This is a genomic window from Achromobacter sp. EB05 (assembly GCF_044232075.1).
Classification (GTDB): domain Bacteria; phylum Pseudomonadota; class Gammaproteobacteria; order Burkholderiales; family Burkholderiaceae_B; genus Achromobacter; species Achromobacter dolens.
In genome coordinates, this window is sequence record NZ_CP155917.1 from 3,240,122 (window position 1) to 3,260,161 (window position 20,040).

Annotated in this window: 20 protein-coding genes; 8 read left to right on the forward strand and 12 right to left on the reverse strand. The window is 69.5% G+C overall.

Annotation, left to right across the window (positions count from 1 at the left end):
* Positions 1–79: 79 nt before the first annotated feature.
* Together AAID08_RS14855 and AAID08_RS14860 are read left to right on the forward strand one after the other, a co-directional pair.
* Positions 80–1,204, forward strand: a complete 1,125-nt coding sequence (locus AAID08_RS14855; RefSeq protein ID WP_144657487.1) for a muconate/chloromuconate family cycloisomerase — start codon at positions 80–82, stop codon at positions 1,202–1,204.
* A gap of 82 nt (positions 1,205–1,286) precedes the next feature.
* Complete coding sequence (locus tag AAID08_RS14860; RefSeq protein ID WP_238909281.1) at positions 1,287–2,273, forward strand: tripartite tricarboxylate transporter substrate binding protein; 987 nt, start codon at positions 1,287–1,289, stop codon at positions 2,271–2,273.
* A 211-nt stretch (positions 2,274–2,484) separates the two neighbouring features.
* Here the strand turns inward: AAID08_RS14860 and AAID08_RS14865 are convergent, their stop codons facing one another.
* Positions 2,485–3,207: a GntR family transcriptional regulator gene (locus tag AAID08_RS14865; RefSeq protein WP_395756530.1), complete on the reverse strand. Its 723-nt coding sequence runs from the start codon at positions 3,205–3,207 to the stop codon at positions 2,485–2,487.
* 277 nt (positions 3,208–3,484) lie between these two features.
* Here AAID08_RS14865 and AAID08_RS14870 point away from each other — a divergent pair, with 277 nt between their 5' ends.
* From AAID08_RS14870 to AAID08_RS14880, 3 genes are all read left to right on the forward strand, one after another.
* The gene (locus AAID08_RS14870; protein ID WP_395756531.1) at positions 3,485–4,387 is read left to right on the forward strand and encodes a dihydrodipicolinate synthase family protein; all 903 of its coding nucleotides are present in this window, start codon (positions 3,485–3,487) and stop codon (positions 4,385–4,387) included.
* Positions 4,388–4,400: 13 nt separating this feature from the next.
* The gene (locus AAID08_RS14875) at positions 4,401–5,375 is read left to right on the forward strand and encodes a tripartite tricarboxylate transporter substrate binding protein (RefSeq protein ID WP_395756532.1); all 975 of its coding nucleotides are present in this window, start codon (positions 4,401–4,403) and stop codon (positions 5,373–5,375) included.
* A gap of 184 nt (positions 5,376–5,559) precedes the next feature.
* Positions 5,560–6,483, forward strand: coding sequence for a CAAX protease (locus tag AAID08_RS14880; protein WP_395756533.1), 924 nt, complete (start codon positions 5,560–5,562; stop codon positions 6,481–6,483).
* Between the two features lie 60 nt (positions 6,484–6,543).
* Here the strand turns inward: AAID08_RS14880 and AAID08_RS14885 are convergent, their stop codons facing one another.
* The 3 genes from AAID08_RS14885 to araD all read right to left on the reverse strand — a co-directional run bounded on the left by AAID08_RS14885 (position 6,544) and on the right by araD (position 10,085).
* Positions 6,544–7,533 carry a tripartite tricarboxylate transporter substrate binding protein gene (locus AAID08_RS14885; RefSeq protein ID WP_006395211.1) on the reverse strand — a complete coding sequence of 330 codons (990 nt, stop codon included), beginning with the start codon at positions 7,531–7,533 and terminating at the stop codon, positions 6,544–6,546.
* Positions 7,534–7,597: 64 nt separating this feature from the next.
* Positions 7,598–8,308, reverse strand: a complete 711-nt coding sequence (locus tag AAID08_RS14890) for a ribonuclease activity regulator RraA (RefSeq protein ID WP_049073996.1) — start codon at positions 8,306–8,308, stop codon at positions 7,598–7,600.
* 46 nt (positions 8,309–8,354) lie between these two features.
* Positions 8,355–10,085 carry an L-arabinonate dehydratase gene (araD, locus tag AAID08_RS14895; protein WP_063581779.1) on the reverse strand — a complete coding sequence of 577 codons (1,731 nt, stop codon included), beginning with the start codon at positions 10,083–10,085 and terminating at the stop codon, positions 8,355–8,357.
* Between the two features lie 154 nt (positions 10,086–10,239).
* Between araD and AAID08_RS14900 the strand changes: the two genes are divergently transcribed.
* On the forward strand, positions 10,240–10,929 hold the full coding sequence (locus AAID08_RS14900) for a GntR family transcriptional regulator (protein WP_054504235.1): 690 nt from the start codon (positions 10,240–10,242) through the stop codon (positions 10,927–10,929).
* Between the two features lie 11 nt (positions 10,930–10,940).
* Here the strand turns inward: AAID08_RS14900 and AAID08_RS14905 are convergent, their stop codons facing one another.
* Both AAID08_RS14905 and AAID08_RS14910 read right to left on the reverse strand, forming a co-directional pair.
* On the reverse strand, positions 10,941–11,396 hold the full coding sequence (locus AAID08_RS14905; RefSeq protein WP_343720079.1) for a GNAT family N-acetyltransferase: 456 nt from the start codon (positions 11,394–11,396) through the stop codon (positions 10,941–10,943).
* Between the two features lie 3 nt (positions 11,397–11,399).
* On the reverse strand, positions 11,400–12,758 hold the full coding sequence (locus tag AAID08_RS14910; RefSeq protein ID WP_395756534.1) for a hypothetical protein: 1,359 nt from the start codon (positions 12,756–12,758) through the stop codon (positions 11,400–11,402).
* 173 nt (positions 12,759–12,931) lie between these two features.
* Here AAID08_RS14910 and AAID08_RS14915 point away from each other — a divergent pair, with 173 nt between their 5' ends.
* Entirely contained in the window at positions 12,932–13,507 is a 576-nt protein-coding gene (locus AAID08_RS14915) for a surface-adhesin E family protein (RefSeq protein ID WP_054504238.1), read from the forward strand.
* Positions 13,508–13,519: 12 nt separating this feature from the next.
* Here the strand turns inward: AAID08_RS14915 and AAID08_RS14920 are convergent, their stop codons facing one another.
* The 5 genes from AAID08_RS14920 to AAID08_RS14940 form a co-directional block, all read right to left on the reverse strand.
* Positions 13,520–14,218, reverse strand: coding sequence for an ABC transporter permease (locus tag AAID08_RS14920; protein WP_082402005.1), 699 nt, complete (start codon positions 14,216–14,218; stop codon positions 13,520–13,522).
* A 128-nt stretch (positions 14,219–14,346) separates the two neighbouring features.
* Positions 14,347–15,537 carry an ABC transporter substrate-binding protein gene (locus tag AAID08_RS14925; protein WP_395756535.1) on the reverse strand — a complete coding sequence of 397 codons (1,191 nt, stop codon included), beginning with the start codon at positions 15,535–15,537 and terminating at the stop codon, positions 14,347–14,349.
* Entirely contained in the window at positions 15,527–16,336 is an 810-nt protein-coding gene (locus tag AAID08_RS14930; protein ID WP_054504240.1) for an ABC transporter ATP-binding protein, read from the reverse strand. Before AAID08_RS14930 ends, AAID08_RS14925 begins: the two co-directional genes overlap by 11 nt.
* On the reverse strand, positions 16,333–17,445 hold the full coding sequence (locus AAID08_RS14935) for an acyl-CoA dehydrogenase family protein (protein WP_175143837.1): 1,113 nt from the start codon (positions 17,443–17,445) through the stop codon (positions 16,333–16,335). The genes AAID08_RS14930 and AAID08_RS14935 overlap by 4 nt, the downstream gene beginning before the upstream one ends.
* The gene (locus tag AAID08_RS14940) at positions 17,442–17,999 is read right to left on the reverse strand and encodes a carboxymuconolactone decarboxylase family protein (RefSeq protein ID WP_054504242.1); all 558 of its coding nucleotides are present in this window, start codon (positions 17,997–17,999) and stop codon (positions 17,442–17,444) included. The genes AAID08_RS14935 and AAID08_RS14940 overlap by 4 nt, the downstream gene beginning before the upstream one ends.
* A 211-nt stretch (positions 18,000–18,210) precedes the next feature.
* Here AAID08_RS14940 and AAID08_RS14945 point away from each other — a divergent pair, with 211 nt between their 5' ends.
* Entirely contained in the window at positions 18,211–19,128 is a 918-nt protein-coding gene (locus AAID08_RS14945) for an AraC family transcriptional regulator (RefSeq protein ID WP_395756536.1), read from the forward strand.
* A gap of 92 nt (positions 19,129–19,220) precedes the next feature.
* Here AAID08_RS14945 and AAID08_RS14950 read toward each other — a convergent pair whose 3' ends face one another.
* The gene (locus AAID08_RS14950; protein WP_395756537.1) at positions 19,221–20,039 is read right to left on the reverse strand and encodes an alpha/beta fold hydrolase; all 819 of its coding nucleotides are present in this window, start codon (positions 20,037–20,039) and stop codon (positions 19,221–19,223) included.
* Position 20,040 lies beyond the last annotated feature (1 nt).

Here is a 20,040-nt window from a genome sequence, read left to right on the forward strand (position 1 = left end):
GAAGACCCATATAGTCTTGGACTTAGCGGCGTAACGCAAGCGATACTGCGCTTGCCCTGAAGAACCTGCTTTGGAAAGTATGAATCCGGTAACGATAAATTCGGTCGAGGCGATCCTGGTGGATCTGCCGACCATCCGCGCCCACCAGTTGGCCATGGCCGTGATGCAGCGCCAGACGCTGGTGATCGTGCGCCTGCGCTGCAGCGACGGCATCGAGGGCATCGGCGAGGCCACCACCATCGGCGGCCTGTCGTATGGCGAGGAAAGCCCGGAAGGCATCAAGCTGGCCATCGACACCTACCTGGCGCCGGCGCTGGCCGGGCTGGACGCGGCCAACATCCACGCCGCCATGCGGCGCCTGGAAACCGTGGCGCGCGGCAACCGCTTCGCCAAGTCGGCGCTGGAAAGCGCGCTGCTCGACGCCCAGGGCAAGCGCCTGGGCGTGTCGGTCTCGACCCTGCTGGGCGGCGCCGTGCGCGCCAGCCTGCCGGTGCTGTGGACCCTGGCCAGCGGCGATACCGCGCGCGACATCGAGGAAGCCGAATCGCTGCTCGCCAGCCGCCGGCACAACACCTTCAAGCTCAAGGTCGGCCGCCGCGCCGTGGCCGACGACGTGGCCCACGTGTCGCGCATCAAGCAGGCGCTGGGCGAGCGCGCTCGCGTCACGGTGGACGTGAACCAGGCCTGGAACGAGGCCGACGCGGCCGGCGCCATCGCGCGCCTGGAAGCGGCCGGCGTCGACCTGATCGAACAACCCATCCCGCGCGCCAACCTGGCCGGCATGGCGCGGCTGGCGGCGCGCTTCGTGGTGCCCATCATGGCCGACGAAGCCGTCAACGGCCCCGAGGACGCGCTGGCTATCGCCCGCCTGGGCGCGGCCGACGTGCTGGCGCTGAAGATCGCCAAGTCGGGCGGCATCCACGAAATGCTGCGCACCGCCGCCGTCGGCGACGCCGCCGGCATGTCGCTGTACGGCGGCACCATGCTGGAAGGCTCGGTCGGCTCGATCGCATCGGCCCACGGTTTTGCCTGCCTGCCGCGGCTGTCGTGGGGCACCGAGCTGTTCGGCCCGCTGCTGCTCAAGGACGACATCGTCGCCAACCCGCCGCGCTACGCCGATTTCGAGATGGAGATCCCCTCCGGCCCGGGCCTGGGCCTGGAACTGGACGAAGACAAACTGGCTTTCTACCGCAGGGACCGCTGACGCGCCCTGCCCCACGGTTGTTCCCGCGCGCCGGCCACGCATCGGCGCGCGGAAAAATAATTCAAGCACACGGAGACACGACATGGTTTTGCGCCACGCTTTCAAACACCTCGCCCGGGCCTGCATGGGCCTGGCCCTGCTCGGCGCCGCCAGCGGCGCGATGGCCGACGGCTATCCCGACCGGCCGGTCAAGTGGATCGTGCCGTTCCCGCCGGGCGGCGCCATGGACAGCATCGCCCGCACCCTGGGCGAGTCGATGGGCAAGCAACTGAACACCTCGTTCATCGTCGAGAACCGCGCCGGCGCCGGCGGCAACATCGGCGCGGCCAGCGTGGCGCGTTCCAAGCCGGACGGCTACACCATCCTGATCGTGGCCAACGGCATGGCCGTGAACCCGGCGCTGTACGCCGACCTGAACTACGACCCGATCAAGGACTTCGCGCCGATCTCGCTGCTGGCGGTGGTGCCGAACGTGCTGGTGACCAACCCCGCGCGCAACGATGTGAAGAGCGTGGACGAAGTGATATCCAAGGCCAAGGCGCAGCCCAACCACTACACCTACGCCTCGGCCGGCGTCGGCACCTCGATCCACCTGGCGGGCGAGCTGTTCGTGTCGATGGCCAAGATCGACATGCTGCACGTGCCCTACAAGGGCAGCGGCCCGGCCATCGCCGACCTGCTGGGCGGCCAGGTGGACTACATGTTCGACAGCGTGACGTCGGCCAAGCCGCACATCGAGGCCGGCAAGCTGCGCGCATTGGCGGTGACCACCGCCAAGCGCTCGGCCGCGCTGCCCAACGTGCCCACCGTGGCCGAAAGCGGCCTGCCCGGCTACGAGCTGATGCCGTGGTTCGCCGCCTTCGCGCCGGCCGGCACGCCGCCCGAGGTCGTGGCCAAGCTCAATGCGGCCATGCGCCAGGCCCTGAACGAGCCCAAGGTCAAGGCGACGCTGGACTCGATCGGCGCCGAACCGATCGGCGGCACGCCCGACGAACTGCGTGAGTACCTGGCCAAGGAAACCGCGCAGTGGAAGGTGCTGGTGAAGGAACGCAATATCAAGATCAACTGAGTCCCGCGCGGACTCGAACCGGGCGTCGCGCGCACCCGCAACGTCACGAACGCCGGCTGGAAGTCATTCCGGGCCGGCGTTTTTTTGGCGAGGCCGGAAATCCGGCGCGTGGCACGCTATGGCCTGGCGATCTTCGGACCTGCTGGCGCCCGCCCCTGTCATCGCGATTGCCGCCCCGCCATCGCAATCACGGGAGGCAGGAGATCGGCGCTCAGGCCGGCGCGGCCGTCGTATCCAGCAGATGATCGACAATGGCCAGGATCTGCTCGGCGGCTTCGGCGATGTGGTGTTCCAGCGCCGCCTCGGCCTCGCCGGCGCGGCCCTGGCGACAGAACGCGATCAAGGCGCTGTGCTCGTCGTGGGCCTGCTGGCGGATCGGCGCGTTGACGATCTGGAAGCGGAAATAGCGTTCGGATTTTTCATGCAGCGCGCGCACCATGGCCAGCGCCGCCGGCCGCTGCGCCGCGCGGTACAGCAGCTCGTGCAGTTGCCAATTCAAGCGGCCCCACTGCTGCGGTTCGGCGCTGTCCATCCGCGCCACGATGCGCGCCGCCTCGTCCAGTTCCTCGGGCATGTGTTGCGAGACCGCCAGCCGCAGCAGCCAGGGTTCCAGCCGCAGGCGGATGTCGAAAAACTCCTGCACTTCGGCGCGCGAGAGCATCGAGACGTACGCGCCGCGATGCGCGATCATGTCCACCAGGCCTTCGGCGCTGAGCTGGCGGATCGCCTCGCGCACCGGCAGCCGGCTCACCCCCAGTTCCTCGGCCAGCAGTTCCTGGCGCAGGGCGGAGCCCGGCGCGATCGCGCCGGACAGGATGCGGTCGCGCAGTTCGTCGACCACCAGGTCGACGGCGGTCTTGCGCACCAGGCGGCCGGCGGATCCGGCGGCGGCGCGGGGTTGGGTGGCGCTGGCGGGAGAGGAATTCTGGGACACGTCACATCCGGTGGAGGATTCCGCCCGGCGGACGCCGGGCGGCGGCGGATCCGTTCCACCTGCCCCACGCCCAGGAAAACCCCGAGAGACAGCCGGTGTCCGGAACCCGTTTAATGTGAGTATATTGGATCCATGATCCAACAGAAATCTGCGCCCTCGCCGGGGCGATGGTTAGAGGCCGTGTGCCTCGTTTTTCTGGCCTTTTTATTTTGGATCCAATATCCAATCAATAGCCCGACAATACAAACCGGGCGGATCACGCAACAGGAGCGGCAGCATGAGCATTCAATGGCAAGGCGTATTTCCCGCGGTCACCACCAAACTGAAACCCGATTTCTCGCTGGATGTGGACGCCATCCGCCAGGGCCTGGAGCGCCTGATCGCCAACGGCGTGGGCGGCGTGGTGATGATGGGCATGGTGGGCGAGAACGCCCAGCTTTCGCCCGAGGAAAAGCTGGAGGTGCTGCGCATCGCGGTCGAGACCGTGCGCGGCCGCGTGCCGGTGGTGTCCGGCGTGGCCGAGACCGGCACCGCGCGCGCCGCGGCCTTCGCGCGCCAGGCGGCGCAGATCGGCGTCGATGGGCTGATGGTGTTCCCCGGCCTGACGTACAAGTCGGACGAGCGCGAAACGGTGGCGTTCTATCGCAGCGTGGCGCAGGCCAGCCCCCTGCCGATCCTGCTGTACAACAACCCGCGCGGCTACGGCGTCGACCTGACGCCGGACCTGGTGGCGCAGTTGCTGGAGGAGCCGACCATCGTCGCCATCAAGGAGGAATCCTACGACACCACCCGGGTGACCGACCTGATCACGCACTTCGGCGACCGCCTGGCGGTGGTCTGCGGCGTCGACGACCTGGTGCTGGAAAGCGCCGCGCTGGGCGTCACCGCCTGGGTCTCGGGCATGGCCAACGCCGTGCCGAAAGCGTCGGTGGACCTGCTGCGGCTGGCGGTCGAAGGCGACTTCAAGCGCGCCCGCAAGCTGTACGCGGCGCTGACGCCGCTGTTCCACCTGGACACGGTGGTCAAGCTGGTGCAGCACATCAAGCTGGCCGAGCACCTGATCACCGGCAGCGCCGAAACCGTCAAGCCGCCGCGCCTGGACCTGGCCGGCGCCGAACGCGAACGCACCCTTGCCATCACCCGCCAGACACTGGCGGATCTTTCAGCCCTGGGCTACTGATACCGGAGCCACCATGACCCGCACCCGCCTGCCCGCGCTGGCCTTCAGCGCCCTCTCCTTCCTGGCCTGCGTCGCGGCCGCCCCCGCCGCGATGGCGGCCGACTATCCCAGCCGCTCGATGGAGCTGGTGGTCGCCTACCAGCCCGGCGGCGGCAGCGACAACACCGCCCGCGCCATCGCCGAGGCGGTGCGCCCGCCGCTGCTGGCGCAACCGACCGTGGTGATCAACAAGCCCGGCGCCAGCGGCTCGATCGGCTGGTCGTACGTGGCCAACGCCCAGCCCGACGGCTACAAGCTGGTGCTGATGACGCCGGAAATGCTGGTGGTGCCGCTGATGGGCATCGGCAAGACCACCGTCAAGGACTTCCAGCCGATCGCCCGCTTCACCGACGATCCGTCGTCGGTCACGGTGCGCGCCGACGCGCCGTGGAAGACGGTGGAGGAATTCCTCGACTACGCGCGGAAGAATCCGGAACGGGTGGCGGTGTCCAACGCCGGCATCGGCACCGTGCCGCACATGGCGGCCGCGGCGCTGGGCGAGCAGACCGGCGTGAAGTTCGTGCACGTGCCCTACCAGGGCTCGGCCCCGGCCATCATGGGCCTGCTGTCCGGCGACGTGCAGGCCACCACCGTGGCCTATGCCGAGCTGCAGCAACACGTGGACACCGGCAAGCTGCGCACCCTGGCCGTGATGGCGCCCAAGCGGCTCGATACCCTGCCGGAGGTGCCGACCATGAAGGAACGCGGCGCCGACCTGCAGTTCAGCGTCTGGCGCGGCATCGGCCTGCCGAAGTCGGCCCCGGCCGACGCCATCGAGAAATGGCGCGCCGCCGCGCGCCAGGTGGCGCAGTCGCAGGACTTCCAGGCCCTGATGCGCAAGCAGAACCTGACGCCGTCATACGCCGACCAACCGCAATTCGCGGCCGACGTGGCGCGGCAGGAACAGGCCTTCAATGCGCTGGTGCCGAAGCTGAACCTGAAACCCTGACGCGACGAATCCGGACGCGGAAAACAAAAACCCCGGCTCCAGGCCGGGGTGGGAATCAGGTCTTACATGATGGGGCGTAGGCTTGCGCCCATTGGCAGCCATCACCAACCTAGTCGCTATTCTAGACTCTTGGAACCAGCGCGGTCAAAGGACGATCGGTCCGTCTTTTGCGCGCTTCTGCGACATGCCCCACACGCTGCCGTACCGGCCCATTCTGATTGATACGCTCATCAGCAACGAACGCATTCAAAGCTATCAGACCGTTTTCCAGCCTCCCGACGACACCGCGCTGATGGGTGTCTATCTCTGGAACGCGCATGTCTGCGGCGCGTTCTACCCGCTCATCAGTGCCGCCGAAGTCACACTACGCAACGCGATCGACCATGCGTTGGTGGCCAGCCTGGGACGCTTCTGGTGGGCAAGCAACAAACTGCACTACCGCTCATTCGTCACCCAGGCGCAAGAGCCCCATGCCGTCAAGGCACTGCGAGAGAACTTCGCCTTGGCGACGCGGGCCCATCTGGCGGAACAACGCCGACGTCCCGTGACGCAGCGCGCGCAGGCCATCCCGCACAGCGGCGTCATCGCCAAGACGGCGTTCTCGACATGGGAGTTCATCCTGGACCGCGAATTCCTGGGACGCGGCCTGATATGGCCCAAGCACATGGCCCAGGTCTTCCGCGGACAGTGGCCGGCCCCTCGGGCGGGCGTTGTGCTGGACCACGCCCGTCATCTCGTCTCGACCTTGCGAGACTTCCGCAACCGCCTGTCCCACCACGAACCCGTCTGGAAGCGTTACGGCGTTTCGACCGAAGCTGACGCGCTACGGCACTTGCAATCAAGAATCGACGCCCTCGAAAGCCTGCTCATCTTGATCCACCCCGACGCATTGCGGGTATTGCAAGCCAACGGACTACCGCAAGCCGCGCGACGGGTATGTTCCGCGGCCGAGATAAAGCGTTTTCAGCAACAGGCGCATACGCATCCGATCCATTCGCTGGACAAACTGGCAACGCTGGTGGACCGATCCGCCCGCGAAAATGTCACGCTGCCTGCGATCATGCGTTCGGGGCGCCGACGGCGGCGGTTCCTGATTCTGCCCCACTGAAACCATCCCGGGGACTCGCATCCAACGTTCCCCGGGGAGTGGCCAACCATTGCGACGACGCTACTCCACCGTCGCCCCCGACTTCTTCACCACCTCCGCCCAGCGCGGAATCTCCGTGGCCATCAGGGCGCGCAGTTCGTCGGGCGTGCTGCCGACCAGTTCCATGCCCATGGTCTTGCCGAGCTTTTCCTGCACGTCGGGTTCCTTCACGATCACGGCGATCTCGGCGGCCAGCTTGTCGAGAATGGGCTTGGGCGTGCCCTTGGGCGCATACACCGCCTGCCACGAGGCCATCTGGAAGCCGGGCACGCCGGCCTCCTGCATGGTGGGCACGTCGGGGGCCAGCGAGATGCGGTCCTTGGTGGTGACGGCCAGCAGCTTGAGCTTGCCGGTCTGCAAGAGCGGCAAGGCGGCGGTCATCTGGTCGAACATGAACGTCACCGCGCCCGAGGACACGTCGACCATGGCCGGCGGCGTGCCCTTGTAGGGTACGTGCGTCAGCGGCACGCCGATCATGCTGGAGAACAATTCGCCGGCCAGGTGGGTGGAGGTGCCGGCGCCGGACGAGGCGAAGGTGCGCTTGGACGGGTCTTTCTTGAGCAGCGCGATCAGGTCGGCCACCGAGTTCACGCCCAGGTTCGGATCGACCAGCAGCACGTTGGGCAGGTAGGCGATCAGCGAGACCGGCTCGAAGTCCTTGACCGGGTCGTACTTCAGGTTCTTGTAGAGGCTGGCGTTGATGGCGTGGGTGCTGATGGTGCCGCCGAACAGCGTGTAGCCGTCGGGCGCGGCCTTGGCCACGTAGGTGGCGCCGATGCCGCCGGCGGCGCCGGGCTTGTTCTCGACGATGACGTTCTGGTGCAGCCGGTCGCCCAGCTTCTGCGCCAGCACGCGGCCGACCACGTCGGTGGAGCCGCCCACGGTAAACGGCACCACGTAGGAAATCGGCTTCTGCGCCGGCCACTCGGCGGCCGCGGCCGGCAGCGCCCACGCGCCCAGCAGCGGTCCTGCCAGCAGCGCGGCCAGCGCGCTGCGACGTTGCTTGTTCATGCTTGTCTCCTGCCCTCTGTGTTTTATAGGCATGGGTCGCCGGCCGGTCGGCCGGCGCCAGGGCTCAACGGCCCTGTTCTTTGCGCCAGGCGGCGAACTTGTCCTTGGTGGCCGGGTCGGTGGGCGGATACAGGCCCAGGATCGACGCGCCGGCCTGCACCTGGCTGGTAACGAAGTCCTCGAACGCGGTCATCTCCACCGCTTCGTCCGCGATCTCGTCGGCCAGGTGCGCGGGGATCACCACCACGCCCTCGCGGTCCCCCACCACGATGTCGCCGGGGAACACGGCCACGTCGCCGCAGCCGATGGGCGCGTTGATGTCCAGCGCCTGGTGCAGCGTCAGGTTGGTCGGCGCGGACGGCCGGTTGTGGTACGCGGGATAGCCGAGTTCGGCGATCTCGGGCGAGTCGCGAAAACCGCCGTCGGTGACCACGCCGGCCACGCCGCGCTTCATCAGGCGGGTCACCAGGATCGAGCCGGCCGAGGCCGCGCGCGGATCCTTGCGGCTGTCCATCACCAGCACCGCGCCGGGCGGGCAGGTCTCGACCGCGGCGCGCTGCGGATGGGCGCGATCCTCGAACACCTTGATGGTGTTCAGGTCCTCGCGCGCCGGGATGTAGCGCAGCGTGAAGGCCGGGCCGACCATGTTGGGCAGCGTCGCGTTCAGTGGCCGCACGTCCTGGATGAACTGGTTGCGCAGGCCGCGCTTGAACAAGGCGGTGCACAGCGTGGCGGTGCTGATGCCGGCCAGCTTGGCGCGGGTGGCGGGATTCATATCTGACACGGAAAACTCCAGGGCTAGCGATTCGGGGTTGAAGGGTTCAGAAGATTTCCGGTTCCGGCACGGGCGCGCCGAAGCTGGTTTCGAGGAAGTCGAAGTCGCAGCCCTCGTCGGCCTGCAGGATGTGTTGCGAGTACATCCAGCCGTAGCCGCGCTCGTAGCGCTTGGGCGGCGGCGTCCAGGCGGCGCGGCGCGCGGCCAGCTCCTCGTCGCTGACGTTCAGGTGGATGCTGCGGGCCGGCACGTCGACGGTGATCAGGTCGCCGGTCTTGACCAGCGCCAGCGGGCCGCCGATGTAGGCCTCGGGCGCGGCGTGCAGGATGCAGGCGCCATAGCTGGTGCCGCTCATGCGGGCGTCGGACAGGCGCAGCATGTCGCGCACGCCCTGCTTGACCAGCTTGGTGGGGATCGGCAGCATGCCCCACTCCGGCATGCCGGGTCCGCCCTGCGGGCCGGCGTTGCGCAGGATCATGATGTGATCGGCGGTGACGTCCAGGTTCTCGTCGTCGACCGCGGCCTTCATGCTGGGATAGTCGTCGAACACCAGCGCCGGGCCGGTGTGTTGCAGGTATTGCGGCGCGCAGGCGCTGGGCTTGATGACGCAGCCGTCCGGCGCGATGTTGCCGCGCAGGACCGCCAGCGCGCCCTCGTCGTAGATGGCGGTGTCGAGCTTGCGGATTACATCGTCGTTGTAGACCTCGGCGCCGGCGATGTTCTCGCCCAGCGTCTTGCCGGTGACGGTCATGGCGGACAGGTCCAGGTGCCCTTCCAGGCGCGACATCAGCGCCGGCAGGCCGCCGGCGTAGAAGAAGTCTTCCATCAGGTACTTGTCGCCGCTGGGCCGGATGTTGGCGATGACCGGCACCTTGCGGCTGGCGGCGTCGAAGTCGTCCAGGCCCACCGGATGGCCGGCGCGGCGCGACATGGCCACCAGGTGGATGATGGCGTTGGTGGAGCAGCCCATGGCCATGGCCACGTTGATGGCGTTCTTGAACGAGGCCAGCGTCAGGATGCGCTGCGGCGTCAGGTCGTCCCACACCATCTCGACCACGCGGCGGCCGCATTCGGCCGACATGCGCATGTGGTTGACGTCGGCCGCCGGGATCGACGAGGCGCCCGGCAGCGTCATGCCGATGGCCTCGGCGATGGCGGTCATGGTGCTGGCCGTGCCCATGGTCATGCAGGTGCCGTAGCTGCGGGCGATGCCGCCTTCGACCTCGGTCCATTGTTCCTGCGTGATCTTGCCGGCGCGGCGCTCGTCCCACAGCTTCCAGGCATCCGAGCCGGAGCCGAGGATCTTGCCCTTCCAGTTGCCGCGCAGCATCGGGCCGGCGGGCACGTAGACACAGGGCAGCCCGGCGCTGATGGCGCCCATCAAGAGGCCCGGCGTGGTCTTGTCGCAGCCGCCCAGCAGCACGGCGCCGTCCACCGGGTGGCTGCGCAGCAGTTCCTCGGCCTCCATCGCCAGCATGTTCCGGTACAGCATGGTGGTGGGCTTGACGAACGATTCCGACACCGAGATGGCCGGCAGTTCCACCGGGAAGCCGCCGGCCTGGAACACGCCGCGCTTGACGTCTTCGACGCGCTGCTTGAAGTGGCTGTGGCAGGGGTTCAGGTCTGACCAGGTGTTGATGATGGCGATGATCGGGCGACCGGCCCAGTCGTCGGGGCCGTAGCCCATCTGCATCATGCGGGAACGATGGCCGAACGAGCGCAGGTCGTCCTTGGCCATCCAGGCGGCGCTGCGCAGGCTTTCGTAGGTGCGTTTCATGAGGGAAGCGGATCCTGGGATGCGGTGAAAGGAAGAAGGCGAAATCATTGACCGAACCATTTAAACACTAATACATTAGTGCGTCAGCTAGGTGAAAACCCGCTACACTGCGGCTGCATTCCCCCGTCCCGCCCCTTTACCGAACTTCGCTCCGATGCCCAGCCCCAAGCTCAGACTGGACCGCTCGCGACACGCCGCGCCGCAAGTCTTTGAACATCTGCGCGAACAGATCATGTCCCTCGAACTGGCGCCCGGCGCGCCGCTGTCGCGCGTGACGCTGGCCGAGGCCTACGGCCTGAGCCAGACGCCGATCCGCGACGCGCTCATGAAACTGGCCGAGGAAGCCCTGGTCGAGATCTATCCGCAGCACACCACGGTGGTCAGCCGCATCGACATCGCCGCGGCGCGCCAGGCGCATTTCCTGCGCCGGTCGATCGAGCTGGAAATCGTGCACGTGCTGGCGCAGCAACCCGACCCCCTGCTGGTCCAGCGGCTGCAGGCCAGCATCGACCGCCAGCGCGTCTGCCACGCCGCCGGCCAGTACCAGGAATTCATGGCGGCCGATCAGGCTTTCCACCGCGACATGCACGCGGCCGCCGGCGTCGCCGCGCTGTGGGACATGGAGCAACGCTACAGCGGCCACGTCGACCGACTGCGCCGCCTGCACCTGCCCGAGGCCGGCAAGGCCGAGCGCATCATGGACGACCACCAGCGGGTGCTGGACGCGATCGCGGCGGGCGATGCGGCGCGCGCGCAGCAGGCGTTGCGCGAGCACCTGTCGGGCACGCTCAGCCAGGTGGCCGAGATCTGCAAGCGCTATCCGGACTACGTGCAGGCCGATTGAGGCCGCGAGGCTCAGGCCTCGGCGCGCGGCGGCTGGTCGCCGCGCGATTCCAGCAGCAGGTAGTCGCCGTCCTCGCCCGTGCCCGCGCCGATTTCCACAAAACCGCAGGCCTGGTAGAAGGCCAGCGCCGCGGCGTTGCGCCGCAGGCACTTGAGTCGGTAGCGCGTCAACGGCCAGCCGGGCAAGGCGCGCAGCAACGCCCGCGCCACGCCTCGCCGCTGCCAGGCGCGGCCCACATACAGGTGGTGGATGAAGTCGTCCGGCTCCCACAGCGACACGAAGCCTGCCAGGGCGTCGTCCGCGGCCAGCGCGACCCAGAGCCGTTCGCCCTCGGTCTGCGCGTCCAGGTCGGCTGCGCGCAGGCTGGCCGGCGCCAGCCAGGGATAGGCCTCGCGGCGCGTCGCCAGGAACAGCGCGCGCAACCCCGGCAGGTCGGCGGCCCGCGCCTCGCGCACGGTCAGCGTCATGTCTCACTCCAGCGCATAGCGCACGATGATGGTCTTGCCACCGCGCTCGACGTGCACCAGCACGCCCTCGCCCGCGGCGTCCAGGCCGAGCAGGCCGCGCTCCTGGTCCGGCGATAGCTGGAACGGCCGCCAGGTGCGGCCCTGGTCGCGCGTGTGGAAATAGGTGCGGGTGTAGTCGTTGAACGAGAACAGGTGGTCGGCATAGGTCTGCACCACCCAGCCGTTGCGGCCGAACCAGGCCTGGCCGATCCAGGTGCGCTGGCCACGCACGGCGGGCATGGCCGCCAGCTCGTGCCAGTTGCTGTCGGCCGGATCGAGCCGGTAGATGCGGTTGTCGGCGGTGGCGTATTCGGCTTGCCCCACCCGCGGTTGCGAGCGCGGATCCTGTGGTGGCACGGCCGCCACGTCGTGGGCGATGCGGAACGCTGGCGAGGCGCCGTCCTGGAACCGTATCTCGAAGCGCCGGGTCTCGATACGGCGCGCCACGCCGGCCGTGACGCGGTCGCGCCAGCTCCAGCCGACCGCGCGGTCGGCGGCCAGCGGGTACAGCGACCAGCCGTACGCCAGTTGATCCGTGGCGGCGCGGCCCGGGCCCAGGTGTTCCCGGAACGCCCGGCCGTAGCTGTCGGCGTCGGGCCAGACCTGCTCGCGCAAGGACAGCGCCGACCAGTGGCGCGCCCCGTCCTCGCTGACCAGCAGGCGCTCGTCGCCGGCGCCGTCCGCCAGCGCCATGACCCGGTCGCCCGTCAGGAACACGGTGAACCGACGCGGCCCGCCCAGTTGCACGTCGGGCTCGTAGCGCCAGTGGGCGCCCTGGTCGTCGGAACGCCAGACATCGCTGGCGGCGGACCGGTCGCCGCCACGCGCGTTGCCGCCCAGCAGGTACACGGTCTGCCCCTGCGGCCCGCCGATGAGCGTGACGCCGGTGTCGCCGCCGATCGAGCCAAGCAGCGCGTAGCGGCCATTGTCACGGCCACCGTAGACCAGGTTGCGCACGTCGCGGGCTGTCGCCGCCGCCTGCAGCATGCCCTGGGCCGGATCGGCCGAGGCGGCCTCGGCGCGGGCGGCGCCCTCCGGCTGGCAGCAGTCCGAGGCAATCGGCAGCAACGCGTCCAGCACCGGCGCCTTGGCCAGGCCGGTGACATCCTTGTCGCCCGCGATCAGTTGCCCCACCAGGAACTGATGTTCGCCGTAGCGGTACAGCCGCGTGCGCGAATAGCCGGCCAGCGGCGGGCCGTCGAGCTCGCCGATGACTTCGCTGCGCGCCAGCGGCTCGCCTTCCGGCATGAGTTGGTAGAACCCGTAAGCCAGCACCCCGGTCACGGCGATGGCCGCCGCACCGGCGAGCACCCTGATATTCATCGTCGTCGCCTCTCCTCCGACCCCGGCCGGCGCCCCGTGGCACGGCGTCGGCATCGCTTGTCGAACGGACGAGACTATACCCCCGCGACGCGCTCCCCGCCGGGTTCCGGCCGTCATGGTTTCTTTCTCTATACTGGGGAAACCCCACACCGATGTGCCACAGGAAAGACCCCATGACAGCAAGGCAAGCGCAACTCACCCTGGTCCTGGCTGTACTGGCGGGACCTGCCTGGGCGCAGGCAGGGGACGCGGCGCCGGCCACGCCGGCCGATGCCTGCGCCGTGGTGACGGCGCGCGAAGGCGATCCGGTCCCCTCCGACGCATGCGCGGCGAGCGCCGTGCCGGCCACGCCGGATGCCCGCGGCATCGTCTTTGGCGGCGCGCCGGCCTGGCAGCCGCTGGCGCCGCAGTCCATGCCCGGCGTGTTCTACGACCGCGATTCGATCGTGCAACTGACCGAGCGGCCGCTGGTGATGCTGGCGACGGTGGCATGGTTCTACGCGCAGCCGCGGGTCTCCGAGGCCAATGGCCAGCCCTACGGCTCGGTGACGCAGCCCGTCACCATCAACTGCACCAACAACACCTACACGATCACCGCGACCCAGCACTATGCCGGCCCGGACGCCACCGGGGAGCTGGTGGAATCGCTGCCGGTGGCCGGCATTTCGAACGCGCCGGTCGCGCGCGACCCGGTCCAGCGCAAGCTGCGCGCCCTGATCTGCCCGCCGGGCAGGAGTTCGCGCAAGTAGCGCCGCCGGCCTCTACCCGCGCCAGTAGCGGTACAAGCCCCGCGCCGCGGCGTCCAGCAGGAAACCCAGCGCGCCGATCAACAACACCATGGCCATCAATTCCGAATAGGCCAGGCGGTCGCGGGTGTCCAGGATGAAGTACCCCATGCCGGCCGACACGCCGAGCATTTCGCACGGCACCAGCACGATCCAGAGAATCCCGATCGCCAGCCGCACGCCTGTCAGGATATGCCCGAGCACGCCCGGCAGGATCACGTGGCGCAGGGTCTCCCAGCGGGTCGCGGCCACGCTTTGCGCCAGCAGCATCCAGCGCGCGTCCAACTGCTGGACGCCGGCCGCCGTGTTCAGCACGATTGGCCAGACCGCGGCAAAGGTCAGCAGGAAATACACCGGATCGTCGCCTACCCCGAACACCATCACCGCGATCGGCATCCACGACAACGGCGAGATCATGCGCAGGAACTGCATCGCGGGCGACAGCGCCGCCTCCAGACGGCGGTAGCTGCCGATGGCCAGGCCAAGCGGCACGCCGATCGCCAACGCCAGCCCCAGGCCCACCGCCACGCGGCGCAGGCTCACCAGCACATGCAACGGCAGGTCCGAACCGGTCAGCAATGCCCACAGGCTGGCGAAGGTGGCGCCCGGCGCGAAACGCCGCGCCATGCCGCCGGCCGGCGCCAGCGCGTCGGTGCCCAGCCACCAAAGCGCCATCAGCGCCGCCAGGCCGGCCAGCCCCAGCGCGCAGCGCGCGAGCAGCCCCTGGCGCGGCGGCCTGGCGCGCGCCGGGCCGGTCACCGGCGCGGCGACGCGCGCGCCCGCCGCGGCAGACTCGCGCGCCGTCACGCCTGCACCGTCTCGGTCCGGGTGTAGGCGTCGGGAAAGCCGAAGCGCCGCAGGCCGCCCGCGGCCTCGATGGCGCGCTTGACGTAGCGGTCATCGACCAGCTCGGCCGCGGCGCGGGCGGGGTCCAGCCCGGCCAGGAAGCCCCGGTCGGCCTCGATCAGCGTGTCGCGCAGGCGCCGCACCAGTTCCTCGGTGTAGCTGGGGAACGGATATGGCTGGAAGTCGATGCGGCGTTCGTCCCAGTCGGCATGGCGGATCGCGCCGCTGGCCAGGTATTGCTCGCGGTCGGACGGCGGCGGCGCCAGCACCTTGCTCAAGGCCGGCAGACCGTGCGGGGTATAGCGGTTGATGCCTTCCTTGGACAGCAGCCTGGCGGTCTCTTCGCGGTTGTCGCGGATCCACAACTGCGCCTGGACGATGGCGTCGACCACCTTCTGCGACCACTCGGGCCGCTGCTGCAGGTCGCGCTCGTGCATGAACACCACGCAGCAGGCGTGGTTGCGCCAGATGTCGCCGGTAAAGCGCAGCACCTTGCCCACGCCCAGCGTCTCGGCCACGGCGTTGAAAGGCTCGGCCACGATGTAGCCGGCGATGCGGTTCTGCGCCAGCGCCGGCGGCATGTCGGCCGGCGCCATCACCACCAGGTTGATCTCGTTGGCGGCCGGCGCGCCGTCCTTGCGCGACACCGGCGTCAGGCCGTTCTCGCGCAGCAGGTACTGCAGCATCACGTTGTGGATGGAATACCAGAACGGGATCGCCACCGTCTTGCCGCCCAGTTCCTTGACGCCGTTGATGGCCGGCGCCACCGTCAGGCCCGAGCCGCCGACGTGGTTCCAGGCCACCACCTTGGCGGGCACCTGGCTGCCGAAGCGCGCCCATACCGTCATGGGCGACAGCAGATGCACCACGTTGACCTGGCCGGAAATGAAGGCCTCGATCACCTGCGCCCAGCTACGCAGCAGGGTCGGCTTCTCGGCCTTGACGCCGGCCTTGTCGAACAGGCCATTGTTATGCGCCACCAGCAGCGGCGCGGCGTCGGTGATCGGCAGGTAGCCGATGCGCACCGGCGCGTCGGGCTCGCTCTGGGCGCGGGCATTGAATGCCGACAACAGCGGCGCGGCGCCGCCCGCGGTCAGCAGGGCCGACAGTTTCAACCAGTCGCGACGCGACATGTGTTCAAGGCACATCAACAGGCTCCTTGGCGGCTTGGCCGCGTGCGACCCGCAGCGCATCGCGCAGGCGGGTCAGGATTTCCAGGCGCAACGCGCCCATTTCAGGCAACAGATCGGCGCGCGGCTGCGGCAGGTCCACCGGCCACACGCCCAGGATGCGTCCGGGCGCGCCGCCCAGCAGCACGATGCGGTCGGCCAGCAGCAGCGCTTCGTCGATATCGTGGGTGATGAGGACGGCGGCGGTATGAAAGTCGGCCACCACTTTGCGCAGCAGTGTCTGCATCTCGCCGCGCGTGACCTCGTCGAGCGCGCCGAACGGCTCGTCCAGCAGCAGCACCGCCGGCTGGCGCGCCAGGCAACGCGCCAACGCGGTGCGCTGCGCCATGCCGCCGGACAACTGCGCCGGCCGCAACTGGCGCGCGTGCGACAGGCCGACCTCGTCGATGGCCTGGTCGATCCGCAACCGGCGTTCGGCGGCGGTCAGCCTGGGCTGATGGGTGAAATCCAGGCCGAAAGCGACATTGCGTTCCAGCGACAGCCACGGCAGCAGGCCGGGATCCTGGAACGCCACCGCCACGCGCGGATGCACGCCAGTCAGTGGCGCGCCCTCCATCAGCAGCGTGCCGGCACTGGCAGGCTGCAGTCCGGCCAGCACGCGCAACAGGCTCGACTTGCCGGCGCCGCTGGCGCCCAGCACCGCCACTACCTCGCCCCGGTCCAGCACCAGATCCACATCCTGGAATACGTCGGCCGGCGCCTGCGCATAGCGCAGCGCCAGGCCCTGCGCCTGCAACACCGGACGCGGCGCGCTCATGCGGCGCCCTCGGCCGCCAGACGCGCCCGGCGCTTGGCCAGCTCGGTCTTGAGCTGCACCAGGCTGGGGGTGACGATGGGCAGGAAAGCGGCCTCGCGCCAGCGGCGCGCAAAACCGTCGCCGGCAGGCTTCAGGTAGGCCGCGCCGCCGCTGGCCTGCAATTCGAGCTGCACCGCCTGGCTGGCGATCTCGGCCAGCGCGATGCGGCTTTCGAACAGCAGCCAGGGTTCGGCCACGAAACGTTCGCTGCGCACGCCGTCGACCAGGCGCGCGGTCGCCTCGTCGAGCTGGCGCGCCAGCGCCTGCAAGGGTTCGCCGAGGATGCCGCGCGACGCCTGGCCCTGACCCGCCTCGCCGGCGGCGCGCAACGCGCGTCGCGCCAGGCCGATGGACAGGCCGCATTGCAGCCCCGCGAACGCAGGCCGCGCCTGCGGCAGATATTGGCGCGCATCCGGGTGAATCAGCCATTGCGGATCGATGCGCACGCCGCGCACATCCAGCGCCGCGGTGTTGCTGGACTGCAGCGCCAACAGATCCAGGTCGGCGCTGCGCGTCAGGCCTTCGATATCATGCGGCAAGGCCACCACGGCCGGCGTGCCGTCGGGGGCCGAGACGGCCGCGGCCACCAGGAAGCCCTGCTTGCGCAGGTTGGTGACCCACGGCATGCGGCCATCCAGCACCCAGTGCGCGCCATCCTGCCGCGCGCCGATCTGCAGCGACTCGATGCCGCTGAGGAATTTCATGGCGTTCGACAGCGCGGTGGCGCCGGCCACCTCGCCCGCCAGCAAGGGCGCCAGCCAGGCCTGCGACAAGGCGGCATTGGGGCTGCGCAGCAGGTACTCGATGAAAACCCGCTGGCCCCAGGCCACGAAGGCCGCGGCCACGGAATGCTCGGCCACCTGCGACACGGCCTCGATGGCGTCGCCGATGTCGGTGCCCGGCGCGCCGCCGTGCGCGGCCGGCACGCCCAGGCGGAATACGCCCGCCGCGGCCAATCGCGGCAGGACCTCGGCGGCGTCATGGCTGCCGTCGTCCAGCGCGCCGGCATGGTCGTCGAGCCAGGCGGCCAATCCGGGCGCCAGTCGCGGGTCCGGCTGCCGCGCCGTCATTGCGCGCCGCTCCAGGCATAGGCGCCCAGTTGCTCGTTCAGCGGGGTTTGCGCCAGGTTGTTGCCAAAGTTGCAGATCGTGGCCAGGCCCACCCCGACGATCACCTCCAGCGCGTTGCCGTCGCTGTAGCCGGCCTCGCGCAGCGCCTGCAGTTCGGCGTCGCTGACGCGGCCACGGGTGCGGATCACGGCTTCGGTGAAAGCGGCCAGCGCCTGCAGGCGCTCGTCCGGCAGCGTGCCCTGGGCGCGCAGCGCGTCGACCACCTCGGGCGACAGCTTGGCCTTGTTGCGCGCCAGCGCCGTGTGGCCGGCGACGCAGAAGGTGCAGCCATGGCGGGTGCCGGCCACCAGTTGGACCACCTCGCGCTCCTGCAGCGTCAGCCCGGCGCGGGCGTTGATCTGCGATAGCGTCTGGTAGGCCTCCAGGGCCACCGGCGCATTGGCCAGCACGCCCAGCAGGTTGGACAGGTAGCCGGCGCCCTGCTCGGCGGCGGCCAGGGCGGCGCGGGTGGGTTCGGGCGCGCTCTGCGCGGTATGGACGGGCAAACGGGCCATGAGGGTCTCCGGAATGGGAACAACGAAAACTCGATTGTGCGGGCGCCCCGCCCCGCGCGACAATGCACGCGGATCGCAAGCTGATGCTCGATCTTATCGACTTTCAGCTATGCGCTTATAACCAGCCAGGCGCCCCGCGTATCATCGCGCCAAACTGATCCGGTCGTGCCGCCATACCAGTACGGCCGCCACACGCCTTGCCAACTTCGCCATGCCGCCCTCGCCCGCCCCGAACGCCGATCAAGCCGCCGTCGACGCCCTGCTGCTGTCGAGCCTGGAGGTGCAGTCCAGCTTGTATCACCTGGGCCAGTATTGCGGCAATTGGTCGGCCAGCACCAGCGGCCGGGCCCGCGCCAGTTTCCACCTTATCCTGCACGGCCGCTGCCGCGTCGAGCTGGGAACGGGCCAGGCGCCGCTGACCCTGGCGGCGGGCGACGGCGTGTTTTTCCTGCGCGACCTGCCGCACACGCTGACGCCGCTGGACGCGGCCGACGCTCCGGTGTGCCGGGACATGCGGCCGCTGCTGCCGCGCCAGGCCGACGGCACCGGGCTGGCCTGCGGCTTCTTCCAGTTCCGCCCGGGCCTGGCGGACCTGGTGGCCGAGACGCTGCCCGACATACTGGTGCTGCGCGCCGACGATGCCCGCTACGCGAGCGCGCGCGGCGTGTTCGACCTGATCCTGGGCGAGACCGCGCGCGACGGTGGCGCATCCGAGGTGGTGCTGGAGCGGCTCACCGACATGCTGATCTTCTTCATGCTGCGCCACCTGGCGATCCACGACCGCCAGGCCCACGGCCTGTTCGTGCTGGCGCGCGACCCGGCCATGGCGGGCCTGCTGCAGGCGATCCTGGCGCGGCCGGCGGATCCCTGGAGCATGGACGACATGGCGCGCCACGTGCACATGTCCAAGGCCACCTTCCACCGCCGCTTCACGCTGCAAAGCGGCACCACGCCGGCGCAACTGCTGCAACTGCTGCGCATGCGCGTGGCGCGGCGCCTGCTGGCGCAGGGCGTGGCCATCGTGGACGCCGCCGAACGGGTCGGCTATCGCTCGCAGGCGGCCTTCAGCCGCGTGTTCCAGCGCACCGAGGGCGTGGCGCCCTCGGCCTGGCGTCGCGGCGGCGCCTGAACTGAACGCCGGTCCCGGCCGCGGCCTGCCGAGGCGCGGCGCACCCTACGCACTCGCTATCGGGCGCGCCGAGGCCCCCACTTGCCCGCGCGTCAGGACAGGCCCAGCAGCAGGTCGGCCAGCACCTGCGGGTGCGTGATGTGGGCTTCGTGCGGGGCGGCGATGTCGACCCAGTTCCAGCCCGGCTGGGACTTCACCAATTGGCGCGACTGCTCCAGCACCGGCAGCTCGGGCTGGGTGCAATGGATGTAGGTGCGCGGCCGGCCGTTGCCGATGGGATGCTTGAGCGTCAACGGCGTGGTGTAGCTGGCCAGCGGGTGCGGCGTCAGCCGGCGCTTGACCCAGGCCTCGTCGGCGCTGCCCGGCTTGAAGCCCCAGGCCGCCGGCAGCGGGTCGGGAATGGGCACGGCCAGGCCGTTGGTGGCCTTGGAGGCGGCCGCGATGCGCGCGTCGGCGTCGGCCTTGGGGTACACCGAGAACGCATCCTGGCCGCTTTGCAGCACGATCGAATCGAAGTACACCAGGTGCGCCAGCCGCTCGGGAATGCGGTCGGCCACGCCCGAGATCGGGATGCCGCCGAAGCTGTGGCCCACCAGGATCACGTCGTTCAGTTCTTCGCTCTGGATCACCTGCACCAGGTCCTCGACGAAGGTGTCGATGGTGATGCCCTTGTGCAGCAGGTGGGCGCGGTCGCCCATGCCGGTGAAGCTGGGCGCGTGGACGCGATGGCCGGCGGCGCGCAGCCGCTCGGCCACCGGCCGCCAGCACCAGCCGCCATGCCAGGAGCCGTGCGCCAGCACGTAGGTCTTGGCGCGGCCGGCGGCCGGCTGGGCCGCGATGGACGGGGCCGCCGCCAGGGCGGGCAGCCCGGCGGCCAGTTGCAACAGGGTCCTGCGGGAAATCATGTTCATG